Source organism: Pseudomonas sp. lyk4-R2A-10, from assembly GCF_030209075.1.
GTDB lineage: Bacteria > Pseudomonadota > Gammaproteobacteria > Pseudomonadales > Pseudomonadaceae > Aquipseudomonas > Aquipseudomonas glycinae.
On the sequence record NZ_JARVSR010000003.1, the window covers coordinates 57,812 to 71,732 of the forward strand.

The following is a 13,921-nucleotide window of genomic DNA, read 5'->3' on the forward strand; positions in this document are numbered from 1 at the left end:
AAGACTTGATCACTGGCCCCACGAATCGCGCAGGGTCACGGTACGGTTGAATACCGGCTGACCTGGTTTCGAGTCCTTGATATCCGCGACGAAGTAGCCTTCGCGCTCGAACTGGAAACGGTCTTCCGGCTGTGCATTGCCCAGCGAAGGCTCGGCACGACAACCGGTCAGCACTTGCAGTGAGTCAGGGTTGATGTTGTCCAGGAAACTCGCGCTGTCTTCGGCCTTCTCCGGGTTCGGAGAACGGAACAGGCGATCGTACAGACGCACTTCGCACTCGATGCTGGCAGCGGCCGGCACCCAGTGGATCACGCCCTTGACCTTGCGGCCTTCAGGGTTCTTGCCCAGGGTGTCCGGATCGTACGAGCAACGCAGCTCGACGATGTTGCCGTCGGCGTCCTTGATCGCTTCGTCGGCACGGATCACGTAGCTGCCGCGCAGACGCACTTCGCCGTTCGGCTCCAGGCGCTTGTAGCCTTTTGGCGGCTCTTCCATGAAGTCATCGCGGTCGATGTAGATTTCACGGGCGAACGGCAGCTGGCGCACGCCGAGTTCTTCTTTCTGCGGATGACGCGGCAGTTCGAGGTTCTCGACCTGATCTTCCGGGTAGTTGGTGATCACGACTTTCAACGGACGCAGCACGCACATGGCGCGCGGGGCGTTCGCGTCCAGGTCCTGACGGATGCTGAACTCGAGCATGCCGAAGTCGACCACGCCGTCGGAACGGTTGGTGCCGATCATCTCGCAGAAGTTGCGGATCGACGCCGGGGTGTAGCCACGACGGCGGAAACCCGACAGCGTGGACATGCGCGGATCGTCCCAGCCATTGACGTGTTTCTCGTCAACCAGTTGCTTGAGCTTGCGCTTGCTGGTGATGGTGTAGTTGAGGTTCAGACGGCTGAATTCGTACTGACGCGGGTGCGCCGGCACCGGCAGTGCGTCGAGGAACCACTCGTACAGCGGACGATGGCTTTCGAACTCCAGGGTGCAGATCGAGTGGGTGATGCCTTCGATGGCGTCCGACTGACCGTGGGTGAAATCGTAGTTCGGGTAGATGCACCACTTGTCACCGGTCTGGTGGTGATGAGCGTGGCGGATGCGGTACATGATCGGGTCGCGCAGGTTCATGTTCGGCGAGGCCATGTCGATCTTGGCGCGCAGCACGCGGGCACCGTCCGGGAATTCGCCGGCGCGCATGCGGGCGAACCAGTCCAGGTTCTCTTCCACCGAACGGTCGCGGAACGGGCTGTTCTTGCCCGGCTCGGTCAGGCTGCCGCGGTATTCCCTGGCTTGCTCGGGCGTCAGGTCGTCGACGTAGGCCTTGCCGGCCTTGATCAGCTCGACGGCCCAGTCGTGCAACTGGTCGAAATATTGAGAGGCGTAGCGCACTTCGCCGGACCATTCGAAGCCCAGCCATTTGACGTCGCTTTCGATCGCGTCGATGTATTCCTGGTCTTCCTTGGCCGGGTTGGTGTCGTCGAAACGCAGGTGGGTAACGCCGCCGAACTCCTGGGCCAGGCCGAAGTTCACACAGATCGACTTGGCGTGGCCGATGTGCAGGTAGCCGTTGGGCTCAGGCGGGAAACGGGTGACGATCTGCGTGTGCTTACCCGAGTCCAGGTCCGCCTGGATGATCGGGCGCAGGAAATTGACCGGCGTAACGGGGCCGGTCTTGGAATTCGAGGTAGGGTCGACAGTGGGCTTGCTCATAGGATCCTTGAACGTACAGTGCGCGGCCGGGACACGGGCCTGACAAAACAAAGCCGCTATCATAGCCGATGCTGTCAAGCCCCTGACAGAGCAGGGCTTAAAAGGAATGCATTTAATCGCCGGGTTTTGAAAAACAGCCTCGAAATTCGCGCCTGTCACGCTAAACTGCGCACCTTGGCCCTCACGGGCTGAACCGGTACGGGGCCCAAATGTCCCAATACCCACGAATTCCTTATAAAGAGCATCGATCATGACTCAAGTTAAATTGACCACCAACTTCGGTGACATCGTCATCGAACTGAACGCTGAAAAGGCGCCTCTCACCACCGCCAACTTCATCGAATACGTCAAGAAAGGTCACTACGAGAACGTCGTGTTCCACCGCGTCATCAAAGGCTTCATGATCCAGGGCGGCGGTTTCGAGCCAGGCATGAAAGAAAAGAAAGACAAGAGCCCGAGCATCCAGAACGAAGCCGACAACGGTCTGAAGAACGACAAGTACACCATCGCCATGGCCCGTACCATGGACCCGCATTCGGCTTCGGCGCAGTTCTTCATCAACGCCTCCGACAACAGCTTCCTGAACCACACCGCCAAGACCGCCCAGGGCTGGGGTTATGCCGTGTTCGGTAAAGTGGTTGCGGGCACCGACGTTGTCGACAAGATCGAAGGCGTTTCCACCACGTCCAAGGCAGGCCACCAGGACGTACCCGCAGACGACGTGATCATCGAGAAAGCCGAGATCATCGAAGCGTGATATTGCTGATTTCAGACTTGCATCTGGAAGAGGAGCGCCCGGACATTACCCGGGCGTTTCTGGATTTGCTCGCCGGACGCGCCCGCTCGGCGAGTGCGTTGTACATTCTGGGCGACTTTTTCGAGGCGTGGATTGGCGACGACGCCATGACCCCCTTCCAGCGTTCCATCTGCCAGGCCCTGCGCGACTTGAGCGACAGCGGCACGGCCATTTTTCTGATGCACGGCAATCGCGACTTCATGCTCGGCAAGGCCTTCTGCAAGCAGGCCGGCTGCACGCTGTTGAAGGATCCGAGTGTCGTGCAGTTTTACGGCGAACCGGTATTGCTGATGCACGGCGACAGCCTGTGCACCCGCGACGAATCCTACATGAAGCTGCGCCGCTATCTGCGCAACCCGCTCAGCCTGTTCATCCTGCGCAACCTGCCCTTGCGCACCCGGCACAAGCTCGCGCGCAAGTTGCGCAGCGAAAGCCGGGCGCAGACGCGGATGAAGGCCAATGACATCGTCGATGTCACGCCGGAGGAAATTCCGCGGATCATGCAGGAATACGGGGTGAAAACCCTGGTTCACGGGCACACCCATCGCCCGGCGATCCACAAGTTGCAGATCGGCGATCAGGCGGCGAAGCGGATTGTGCTGGGGGATTGGGATCGTCAGGGTTGGGCGTTGCAGGTGGATGAGAACGGGTTTGCGTTAGCGCCGTTTGATTTTGCGCCACCGTTGGCATTGCCGCACGGCTGAAGATCGCTACCCCCTCACCCCAGCCCTCTCCCCCAAGGGGGCGAGGGGGAAAGGGAGCCGATATTCGTAGTTTTCAGAATCTGAGCTCGACTCTGTTTCGCAAGTCTGCACTTCAAGGCCTGAGTTCAACTCGGACTTTCAGGTCGGTGTAACCCGAATATCCACCTCGGTCAGTCCCCTCTCCCTCCGGGAGAGGGTTAGGGTGAGGGAAAGCTCTTGATCTTAGTGCCCGGAAGCCGCCGGCCCTGCCTTGGCTGCGAATGGCGGCTTGGCCAGCCACACAATCAGAATCAACCCCATGAACCCCCAGCCCAGCAGCGTGAAGTAATCCACGGTGGAGAGCATGTACGCCTGACTGGTGAGGATCTGATCCATCTGCGCATAGGCCGATTGGCTCGCGCCACCCAGCGAATGCAAGGTCTCGCGAGTCGCTGGTTCGAAGGTGCTGATACTCTCGCTCATGTAGGCATGATGCTGATCCGCCCGGCGAATCCAGATCCACGTGGTCAACGACGCCGCAAAACTGCCACCCAATGTCCGCAGGAACGTCGCCAGACCCGCACCATCGGCAATCTGGTTCGGCGGCAAGTCCGACATCAGAATGCTCAGGGTCGGCATGAAGAACAGCGCCACGCCAATCCCCATGAACAACTGCACCAGAGCGATGTGCTGGAAGTCCACCTCGTTGGTGAATTCAGCACGCATGAAGCAGCTCAGGCCGATCGCCAGGAACGCCAGCCCGGCGAGCAGACGCAGGTCGAACTTGTGCGCGTACTTGCCGACAAACGGTGACAGCAGCACCGGCAGAATACCGATCGGTGCCACCGCCAGTCCGGCCCAGGTCGCGGTGTAGCCCATCTGGGTCTGCAACCACTGCGGCAGGATCAGGTTGATGCCGAAGAACCCGGCGTAACCCAACACCAGCACCAGCGTACCGATGCGGAAGTTGCGATAGGCGAACAGGCGCAAATTGACTACCGGATGCTGGTCGGTCATTTCCCATATCACGAATACCGCCAGCGCGATCACCGAAATCGCCGCGCCGATGATGATGAAGTTTGACTCGAACCAGTCCAGGTCATTGCCCTTGTCGAGGATCACCTGCAACGCACCCACGCCGATGATCAGCGTGATCAGCCCGACGTAATCCATCGGCTGACGGCTGGTGACCACCGGGCGTTTGGCCAGCTGCTGGCGCACCACCATCACCGCGAAAATTCCGATCGGCACGTTGATGAAGAAGATCCACGGCCAGCTGTAACTGTCGGTGATCCAGCCGCCGAGGATCGGCCCGGCAATCGGCGCCACCACCGTAACCATCGCCAGCAACGCCAGGGCCATGCCCCTCCTCGCCGGTGGATAGACCGCGATCAGCAGCGTCTGGGTCATCGGGTACAACGGCCCGGCCACCAGGCCTTGCAGCACGCGGAAGCCGATCAGTTCCGGCATCGATGTGGAAATACCGCAGAGGAACGAAGCCAGCACAAACAGAATGGTCGCCCACAGAAACAGCTTCACCTCGCCGAAGCGACGGCTCAGCCAGCCGGTGAGCGGCAGCGCAATGGCGTTGCTCACGGCGAACGAGGTGATGACCCAGGTGCCCTGCTCCGAACTCACGCCGAGGTTGCCGGAAATGGTCGGCAGCGCCACGTTGGCGATCGTGGTGTCGAGCACCTGCATGAAGGTCGCCAGCGACAGGCCGATGGTGCTGAGCAACAGGCTGGGCGGCGTGAAAGAGGCGTTATTGCTCATCGCGAATCCTATGAAGCCGGGTTGGCGCCGTGTCTGTTACGGACACAGCTGCCCTTTGTGGGAGCAAGCCCGCTCCCACAGGGGGAAAGAGATCAGCGTTGCGCAGTCTTGCTGACCGCCGCGCTGTTGTCGTGGATCAACTGGGTGATCATCGCGTCGGCTTCGGCCAGTTGGCGATCGTAGACGTTGGTGCTGAACGAGGCCTTTTGCGGCGGTTGCTGGGCCAGTACCGGGCCGCTCTGGTCGTGCAGATTGACCTCGACATTGGTCGACAGGCCGACGCGCAGCGGGTGTTTGGCCAGCTCTTCGGCGTTGACGTGAATCCGTACCGGCACACGCTGCACGATCTTGATCCAGTTACCGGTGGCGTTCTGCGCCGGCAACAGGGCGAACGCGCTGCCGGTGCCCGCGCCGAGGCTGTCGACGGTGCCGTTGAACTTGACGTCACTGCCGTAGATGTCCGACTCGATCTCCACCGGTTGGCCAATGCGCATGTCACGCAGCTGGGTTTCCTTGAAGTTGGCGTCGATCCACAGCTGATCCAGCGGAATCACCGCCATCAGCGCGGTGCCCGGCTGCACACGCTGGCCAAGTTGCACGGTGCGTTTGGCGACATAACCGGTGACCGGCGCAATCAAGGTGCTGCGAGCGTTGGTCAGGTAGGCCTGACGCAGTTGCGCGGCGGCGGCCATCACGTCCGGGTGCGAGGACACCACGGTGTCATCGACCAGCGCGCTGGTGGTTTTCAGTTGCTGTTTGGCGTTGGCCAGGGCGTTCTGCGCCGAGGTCAGGTCATCGCGGGCGTGGGACAGTTCTTCCTGGGAAATCGCCCCGCCGGCCGCGAGGTTTTTCCGGCGGTTGAAGTTGTCCTGGGCTTTCTGCACTTCGGCCTGTTGCGCATTGACCTGGGCTTTCATGCCGTCGACGTTGCTGTACAGGCCGCGCACCTGACGCACGGTGCGGGCCAGATTGGCCTTGGCACTTTGCAGGCCGACTTCGGCGTCGTTCGGGTCGAAGTTGATCAGCACCTGGCCTTCATGCACCAGATCGCCATCGTCAGCACCGATGCTGACCACGGTGCCGGTCACCAGCGGGGTGATTTCCACCACGTTGCCGTTGACGTAGGCGTCGTCGGTGCTTTCGCTCCAGCGCCCGATGAATTCGTGATACGCCCAGACGCCGACACCGGCGAGGGCAACCACAACGGCCAGCACCAGCAGCATCACCTTGCGTTTGCGCGGATTGCCAGTGTCCTGGGCGTTGTCTTGAGCTTGTGTGTTTTCGGCAGTGGCCATGACAAGTACCTTGAATTAGTTGTGCGGCGTGGCTGGGGTGGCGTTGGCTGCGGTCAGGGTTTGCCCCTGGAAGCCGCCGCCCAGCGCTTGCATCAGTTGAATCGACAGGTCGATCTGCTCGGCATTCAGGTTGGCCAGCTGACGCTGGGCCTGCAGCAATTGCTGCTCGATGCTGAGCACGTCCAGGTAGTTGCCGATGCCGGAACCGTAACGCTGAACGACGGTGTTGTAAGAATCCTGGGCAATCTCGGTTGCGTGCTGCTGGGCGCCGATCTGCCGGCCGATGTCACGCAGCTGGTTAATGGTGTCGCTGACATCGCCCAGGGCTTTCACCAGACTTTTGTTGTACTGCGCCACGGCGAGGTCGTAATCGGCGTCGCGGGCATCGAGGTTGGCGCGCAGGCGTCCGCCATCGAAGATCGGCACCGAAATCGTCGGGGCAATGTTGAAGAAGCGACTGGCGGAACCGAACATCGCGTCCCCCAACAAGGATTCGGCACCAGCGGAAGCCGACAGGTTCAGGTTGGGATAGAAGCGGGTCTTGGCCGAGTCGATGTCCTTGCTCGCCGCCTCGACACGCCAGCGCGCGGCGACCAGATCCGGACGACGGCCCAGCAGTTCGGCGGGAAGCACCGATGGCAGTGCGACAGCGCTGGCTTGCAGGACTTTCGGCCGAGCGATTTCGTTACCGCGATCCGGGCCTTTGCCGAGCAATACGGCCAGGGCGATTTTCGCGCTGTTCAGGCGCTTTTCAGCGTCGATCAGGCTGGCTTCGGAGCTGGCTTCCAGACTTTGGGTCTGCTGGAACTGATACTGGCTGTCGATCCCGGAACTCAGGCGGCGCTGGCTCAGGTCGAGCATCTGTTTGGTGCGCTTGAGGTCTTCGTTGGCCAGGTCATAAACGATGTGCGCCTGACCCAGATCGCTGTAGGCCCGGGCCACGTCAGCAGCCAGGGTCAACTGTGCGGCCTGACGGTCGACCTCGGCGGCGCGGGCCTGACCGAGTGCGGCTTCCCAGGCGTCACGCTGACCGCCCCACAGGTCGAAGTTGTAATTGAAGCCGGCGCTGATGTTGCGCACGGTGGAGTAAGCCCCACCCTGCCCCAACGGATCCTGATCCCGGGCCAGACGCGAACGGCTGATGCCTGCGCTGGCGTCGAGGGTCGGATAGCGCTCGGCATCGGCGGCGTACGCGGCGGCGCTGGCCTGATGGGCGCGGGCGTCGGCGATCTGCATGTCCGGGCTGTCTTTCAGCGCTTCGCGGATCAGACCGTCGAGCTGCGGATCGCCGAGGCTGGTCCACCAGTCGCTCTTCGGCCACGCGGCCTGGGAAAGGGTCACGCCGTTGAGCGATTGCCCGGTCTGCAGGGTTTTCGCATCGAGGCTCGCGCCCTGGGTATCGAGGCCGCTGTAGTTGGCGCAACCGGCGAGAATCATCGCCGACAGCACCAGTGTCAGGCTGCTGCGCAAGATTTTACCGCTCATTGTGTTCACCTAACCGCTGGATGGTGATGGGGTCACCGGCTGCCAGCAAAATTTTCTTGAGGATGTATTCCAGGGTTTTCAACTCGTCCGGGGTCACGGCGCCGGCCAGCTCATTCATGGCGTCGGCGCCGATGTGCGGCAGGCGATCGGCCAGTTGCTGGCCCTGCTCGGTGAGTTTCAGTTGCACCTGACGGCGATCGCCTTCGCTGCGTTGGCGAACCAGAAAGCCTTTCTGTTCCAGACGATCGAGCATGCGAGTCATCGAACCGCTGTCCAGCGACAGGTGCCGGCACAGCTCGGCCGGGGTGTCGACGCCGAACTGGGCCATGATGATCAACACCTTGAACTGCGCGGCGGTGATGCCGTGGGGTTCCATGTGGGTGTCGATGATCTTGTCCTTGAGCAAGGCCGCACGGCCGAGCAACAGGCCGAGATGGCAATGCTGGAATTCGTCTGGGGTGAAATGCTTCATGTGCTCACCTAATAACTGCCTAGGCAGTGAATGTATGTCGAGATGTTACTGCCTAGGCAGCGAATGTCAACGTAATAGTTAGGTTGCTTTGTAATTAGTTGACCAGCGGACTGGGTTTTCTGTCGTCCATGCAGACGCCATCGCGAGCAGGCTCGCTCCCACAAGCGTTGTGAACTTCACAAAACCCTGTGGGAGTCAGTCTGCTGGCGATTGCACCAACCTGGTAATAAAGGAAGGGAAAAGCGGGCTAGAAATCCCGCTTGTAGAAGATGTCCAGCGAACTGGCCACGCCGCTGGCGGCTTCGAGGTAGACCTTCTTGCTCAGTTTGTAACGCAAGGCGATGGTGTTGGCCGGTTCAAACACGCCGACGCCGTAACGCAGGCTGAGTTTTTCCGAGATGTTGCCGCTGGCCACCACGCTGGTGGTGTTGCCGCTGCCCTGGGTGTCGAGCTGGAAGTCCTGAATGCCCAAATCACTGGCCAGACTGCTGGTGACCCCGGAACTGCCCATCAGGCCCAGACCGAGCGCCGCCTGCGCGAGCATGTTGTTGTCTTCGCCGGTAGTGCTCAGCGGACGCCCCAGCACCAGATAGGACAGCGCCTGTTCCTGACTCATCGCCGGCTCCGAGAAGATCTGCGTGGTCGGCTGCTCGGCGCTGCCGCTCAAGCGAATGCCGGCGATCACGTCATCGGTCTGGCGAATCGCTTCGATGTCCAGATACGGCTGATCGATCGGCCCGGCAAACAGCAGACGCGCGCGACGCACCGTCAGGCGCTGGCCGTAGGCGCGATAACGCCCGTCGTTGAGCCACAGTTCGCCACGGGTGTCCATGTTGTCGCCGATGTGCACGTGGCCTTGCAGGTTGGCGGTCAGGCCGAATCCGGCGAAGCTCAACTTGTCCTGGCCGACCACCACGTCGATGTCCATTTTCATCGCCAGCGGCGGCTTGCCCTCTTCGGTCTGCGCGCCGACGATGATCGTGTCATCGGAGACTTTCACCGTCGATGGCGGCAGTTCGCGCACTGTGATTTCGCCTGTCGGCACCAGCACCTTGCCGGCAATCGCCAGCTCATCGCCGGCCATGGAAATCTTCAGGTCCGGCGCCACTTCCAGTTTGGCGTAGGGTTCGACCGTCACTGGCAATTGCGTGCCCTTGAGCGCCAGATCCACCACCAGCGCCTGGCCCCAGGCGATGTTGCCGTTCAGGCTGCCCTGCCCGCTCTTGCCGCTTTTCCAGGCGCCGTTCAATTGCACGGCTTCACCGGCGATCACCGCTTGCAGTTGCAACGCTTGCAGTTCGATCGGCAACTCTGGCCCGGACACTTCGCCGTCGCTGAGTTGCACCGTACCGTTGACCAGCGGCGCGAGCAGACCACCGGAAATCGTGCCGCTGCCGTTCAGCCGCCCGGTGAGTTTCTCGACCATCGGCACAAACGGCCGCGCCACCGACAGATCCAGTCCGCTGAGGCGGAATGTACCGCTGAGTGGCTTGTTCTTCGGCAGCGGGTTGAGCTGCGCCTGCACCATCAATTCACCGAGCTTGCCACCGACGAAGTTGAGGTCGGTGTCGATGCGCTTGGGCGTGAGTTTGCTGGTGAGCTTGAGGGTCTGGTACGGGAAGTCGACCCACTGATCCTTTTCCTTCATGCGCAAGGTGCCGCCGCTGGCATCGATGCTGACCACGCCGTTCGGGCCGCTGGCCGGCAGATCCAGTTGCAGGTCGGCGTTGAGCTTGCCCTGCCAGGCGAAATCCTTCGGCAGCCATTGCGCCAGGCTTTCGATCGGGAATTGCTTGAGGTGATAACGCAGCTTCGGCTCCGGCATCAGGCGCTGGTCTTCGCCACACAGGCTGGCATTGCCGGACATCCAGCAATGGGCGCCGAAGTTGATCTTGCCGTCGGCCAGACGCTCGAGCTTGGCCGGGTTCTGCAGTTTCCAGTCCTGGCCGCCGGCCTGAATATCACCACTGGCCAGACGCCCGCGCCAGTTGCCTTTGTCCAGATTGCCGTCCAGGCCCAGCGCCAGTTTCAGCTTCGGCCCGAGCAGGTCGAGGTTGAGTTTCTGGTTTTTGATATCGCCCTGAGCGCTGGCGGTCAGGGTGCCCAGCGACGTATCGCCAGCCTGGATGCCACTGCCCTTGAGGTCGATTTTCGCCCGTTGCGCGCTGTCGAGGGTGGCGTCGAGGTTGAGGCTTTGCAGGCGATTGTCCTGGAACGCCAGTTGCGAACCTTGCAGGCCGAGCTTGCCTTGCGGCGCCTTGAGCGTGCCGGCGACATCGACCCGACCATTGATCTGCCCGCGCAGTTGCGGCCAAAGCTGGGCCAGACGCGCCAGTTTGATGTCGATCTGTCCCGTGAGTTTCTGTTGCAGGCTGCCCTTGCCGTTGATGCTGTTGTCGCCGAGGCGGATTTGCAGGGCATTCAGATTCCACTGCTCGCCCGCGCCGTCGGCCTTGGCTTGCAGGATCGCCGGTTGCCCGCGCAATTTGCCCTTCAGATCGAGGTCGGCGTTCAGGCTCAGGCGCTCGTTTTTCATTTCGCCTTTGCTCTTTAACGGACCGGCCAGGGTGCCCGGCAGCTCCGCGACCCAATACGCCGGGTTGAGCGCCGACAATTCCAGCGCGGTGTCCCAGGCGATGCCATCGGCGAACTGCACGTTCACATGGCCTTCAGCCTTGCCCTGCCCGGCTTCGAGTTTCAGTTGTGGCAGGAAGATCTGCTTGAGATTGCCGCTGAACGGACTGCTCAGGGTGAACGCCCCCGCCGGCCCATCTGCGGCCGCGGCGAAGTTACCGAGGTACTGACCGTCGGTGTAGGAGACTTCGCCGGTGAAGGTACGCAACGTGATCTGCGGCTCGTCGATCTCCGGATAGAGCCGGTGCCACGGAAAATCCAGCCAGTTGATGTTGGCCTGGGCGCTGAGGCCTTTGCTCCAGTCAACGTTGCCGGTGAGCTTGAGGCTTTGCTTGTCGTTGGCCGTCAGGTCGAGGCCGGCAATCTGCGCGCCTTTGGCGTCGACCTTGCCCTTGAGCAACAGCGCTACCGGGCCTTTCTCGGCAGGCAACGTGGCATTGCCGAGCAATTGGTAACCGTTTTTCAGGTCGCCTTCGCCGGTCAATAGCAGCTGATTGAATTGCAGGGTGTCCGGCAGATCGGCGCTCGGCTTGAACGCCTCCGAGGTGATCCGCACCTTGGCCGGCAGGTTTTCCACCAGCGGTTGCAGCTCGCCGCTCAGCTGGCCGTTGAGGTAGCCACGGCTGTCGGCGTGCAGGTTGAGGGTTTTCAGCAGGTCGCCGTCGATTTTCAGCGCCAGCGTCCACGGTTCGGGAGCCGGCGACGGCAAGGTCAGATCACCAGTGATGTTCAGCGGCCAGTTGCCGGTCGGTTGTAGCAGGCCAGACAGGTTCAGGCTCAACTCGTCGCGCTGCAGTTTCACACTGTCGATCTGCAGGCCCTTGGCGGTCCAATGCGCCGCCAGTTGCAGGCCTTTCAACTCTTCACTGCCGTTGAACAACAGGCTGCCGACCTGCACATCGCCCAGCTCGATGGCCACGGGCCATTGCAGATCAGGAAGTGTGATCGGACCGCTTTCGGTGACGTCCTCGCTCGGCGGAAATTGCAGGCTGACGGTATCGGCCTTGAGCTGTTCGATGCACAACGTCATGCGCGTCAGGCACAGCGGCGACCACTCGAAGATCGGTTTGCTCAGTTCGACGCGGCTGGTGTCCTGCTGCCACAGCAGATGATCGGCGCTCCACTGCCCGCCGAGGCGACCCTGGAAATTGTCGACGCTCAGGCCCGGCACCAGACCCAGCACCCAACGGCTGCCGGCCTGAGTTCCGAGCACAGCGGTAATGCTCAATACAATCAGCAGCACCAGCGACAACAACGCCAGCGCCGATATTTTCAAACCACGCTTCACAGCTCAGGCCCCATGGAAAAGTGCAGCCGGATGCCGCCATCGTCGTCCAGCGCGTGGGCCAGGTCGAGGCGGATCGGCCCCACCGGTGAGACCCAGCGCACACCGATACCGACCCCGGTCTTGAGGTTCGGCAGTTCGAGTTTGTTGAAGGAGTTGCCCTGATCGACGAAGGTCGCCACGCGCCACTTCTCGGCAATCGAGTATTGGTATTCGACGCTGCCGGCTACCATGTAGCGCCCGCCGATGCGGTCGCCCTCGGAGTTCTCCGGGGACAGGCTCTGATAGTCGTAACCACGCACGCTCTGATCGCCACCGGCGAAGAAGCGCAGCGACGGCGGTACGGATTTGTAACCGTTGGTGGCACTGCCGCCGACCTGCACTCGGCCGAGCAAGCGATGCTTGTCGAACACGGTGGTCAGGCCCTTGATCAGCGCCGTGCCATAAAGCAGGTTGTTGTCCGAGCCGAGGCCTTCTTTCGCCACTTTGCTTTCGAAGGTCAGGCGATAGCCATTGTGCGGATCGATGCGGTTGTCACTCTTGAGGTAGGAATAGCTGACACCGGGCATCATCAAGGTGCTCAGGCCGGAGTCATCGCCGAGCTGATATTCCTCGCGCTGCCATTTCAGCGAAATCACCCGCTGCCAGCCGCTCGGCAATTTGCTGTGCCATTCCGGGCCGAAGGTCAGCAGCTTGCTCAAGGTGTCGGAACCGTCGATGTCCTCATATTGATAACCGCCGGCCCAGCGCAGTTTGTCGGTCAGCGGCGGGTCCAGCGGGATGTCGTAGAACAGGCCGACGTTTTGCCGTGGCGCCGACAGCTCGGCCTCCCAGCCATAACTGTCGCCCTGCGGGTTGACCCAGTGGCGGGTCCAGTTGGCCTTGATGCGCGGGCCGACGTCAGTGGAATAACCAAGACCCAGGCCCATGGTGCGCGGCTTGCGGGTGTCGAGTTTGACGTCCACCGGGATCACGTCGTTTTTCGCGGCGGTCGGCGCGGCGTCGACCCGCACGCCTTCGAAATAGCCGCTCGATTGCAGGTCGCGGTTGAGTTCGGCGATCAGTTCGGAGTCATACGGGTCGCCGGCCTTGAACGGCACCATGCGTTGCAGCAGGTCTTCGTCGAACGGTGTGTCGCCCTCGAAACTGACTTTGCCCAGCGCATAACGCGGACCGCTTTCGTAGATCAATTCCACGTCGGCGACCCCGGCGCGTGGGTCGACCATCAATTTCTGGCTGGTGAAACGGCCACTGAAGAAGCCATAGCGCGACGCCTGGTTCTGGATCAAACGCTTGGCGTCTTCGTAACGCCCATGGTTGAGCACCGCGCCGGGCTTGAGCACGTCACTCTTGGGGACTCGAAAGGATTTGAGGGAGGCCGCCGGGCCGTCGACCCGCACGGTTACGTTGCGCAGGCGGATCGGCTCGCCGGGATCGATGTTCAGCACCAGACGCGGTTTTTCACCGCCCTTGACGTCACTTTCGATCTGCGGCTGGTAATAACCCAAGGCCTGGGCGGCCTTGCGCGCCTGTTCTTCGGCGCCGCGACTGAAGCGCTGCAAGGCTTCTTCGTCACGATCGCCGAGGCTGCCGATATAGCCTTCTATATTGGCTTTCAGTTCATCGTTGGACGGTTTGATCCGCACATCCAATTCACTTTGCGCCAGCGCCGCGCAGCTGCTTAACAGCATGAGCACGCCACTGGTAAATCTTCCTGGAAACTTCATAGGCGCGGATGCTATCACGGGCTTGGGAGGGTGATAGAACAGGAAGTTCTCCCAAAAGTTC

The 13,921-nt window shown here is 61.5% G+C and carries 9 protein-coding genes; 2 read left to right on the top strand and 7 right to left on the bottom strand.

All coding sequences use genetic code 11. The features are described 5' to 3' along the window. Positions 1-9 precede the first annotated feature (9 nt). Positions 10-1,710, bottom strand: coding sequence for a glutamine--tRNA ligase/YqeY domain fusion protein (locus tag QRN46_RS06245; RefSeq protein WP_039767474.1), 1,701 nt, complete (start codon positions 1,708-1,710; stop codon positions 10-12). Between the two features lie 250 nt (positions 1,711-1,960). On the opposite strand from QRN46_RS06245, the gene QRN46_RS06250 reads away from it, so the two are divergent. Together QRN46_RS06250 and lpxH are read left to right on the top strand one after the other, a co-directional pair. After that, positions 1,961-2,467 carry a peptidylprolyl isomerase gene (locus QRN46_RS06250; protein WP_011334985.1) on the top strand — a complete coding sequence of 169 codons (507 nt, stop codon included), beginning with the start codon at positions 1,961-1,963 and terminating at the stop codon, positions 2,465-2,467. Beyond that, positions 2,464-3,210, top strand: coding sequence for a UDP-2,3-diacylglucosamine diphosphatase (lpxH, locus tag QRN46_RS06255; protein ID WP_201820073.1), 747 nt, complete (start codon positions 2,464-2,466; stop codon positions 3,208-3,210). The genes QRN46_RS06250 and lpxH overlap by 4 nt, the downstream gene beginning before the upstream one ends. Before the next feature lie 222 nt (positions 3,211-3,432). On the opposite strand, the gene QRN46_RS06260 is transcribed toward lpxH, so the two are convergent. The 6 genes from QRN46_RS06260 to QRN46_RS06285 form a co-directional block, all read right to left on the bottom strand. Continuing rightward, positions 3,433-4,962, bottom strand: coding sequence for a DHA2 family efflux MFS transporter permease subunit (locus QRN46_RS06260; RefSeq protein ID WP_011334987.1), 1,530 nt, complete (start codon positions 4,960-4,962; stop codon positions 3,433-3,435). Between the two features lie 92 nt (positions 4,963-5,054). After that, positions 5,055-6,257, bottom strand: coding sequence for an HlyD family secretion protein (locus tag QRN46_RS06265; RefSeq protein WP_011334988.1), 1,203 nt, complete (start codon positions 6,255-6,257; stop codon positions 5,055-5,057). Positions 6,258-6,272: 15 nt separating this feature from the next. Next, the gene (locus QRN46_RS06270) at positions 6,273-7,742 is read right to left on the bottom strand and encodes an efflux transporter outer membrane subunit (protein WP_201820067.1); all 1,470 of its coding nucleotides are present in this window, start codon (positions 7,740-7,742) and stop codon (positions 6,273-6,275) included. Further along, positions 7,732-8,214 (bottom strand): MarR family winged helix-turn-helix transcriptional regulator, encoded by a 483-nt coding sequence (locus QRN46_RS06275; protein WP_011334990.1) that lies wholly within the window; start codon positions 8,212-8,214, stop codon positions 7,732-7,734. The genes QRN46_RS06270 and QRN46_RS06275 overlap by 11 nt, the downstream gene beginning before the upstream one ends. 247 nt (positions 8,215-8,461) lie before the next feature. Next, entirely contained in the window at positions 8,462-12,136 is a 3,675-nt protein-coding gene (locus QRN46_RS06280; protein WP_285354406.1) for a translocation/assembly module TamB domain-containing protein, read from the bottom strand. Next, positions 12,133-13,860, bottom strand: coding sequence for an autotransporter assembly complex protein TamA (locus QRN46_RS06285; RefSeq protein WP_285354407.1), 1,728 nt, complete (start codon positions 13,858-13,860; stop codon positions 12,133-12,135). The genes QRN46_RS06280 and QRN46_RS06285 overlap by 4 nt, the downstream gene beginning before the upstream one ends. Positions 13,861-13,921: the final 61 nt, after the last annotated feature.

Coding starts and splice junctions, on each gene's coding strand:
- QRN46_RS06245 (WP_039767474.1), bottom strand. CDS start 1,710: ATGAGCAAGCCCACTGTCGACCCTACCTCGAATTCCAAGACCGGCCCC.
- QRN46_RS06250 (WP_011334985.1), top strand. CDS start 1,961: ATGACTCAAGTTAAATTGACCACCAACTTCGGTGACATCGTCATCGAA.
- QRN46_RS06260 (WP_011334987.1), bottom strand. CDS start 4,962: ATGAGCAATAACGCCTCTTTCACGCCGCCCAGCCTGTTGCTCAGCACC.
- QRN46_RS06265 (WP_011334988.1), bottom strand. CDS start 6,257: ATGGCCACTGCCGAAAACACACAAGCTCAAGACAACGCCCAGGACACT.
- QRN46_RS06270 (WP_201820067.1), bottom strand. CDS start 7,742: ATGAGCGGTAAAATCTTGCGCAGCAGCCTGACACTGGTGCTGTCGGCG.
- QRN46_RS06275 (WP_011334990.1), bottom strand. CDS start 8,214: ATGAAGCATTTCACCCCAGACGAATTCCAGCATTGCCATCTCGGCCTG.
- QRN46_RS06285 (WP_285354407.1), bottom strand. CDS start 13,860: ATGAAGTTTCCAGGAAGATTTACCAGTGGCGTGCTCATGCTGTTAAGC.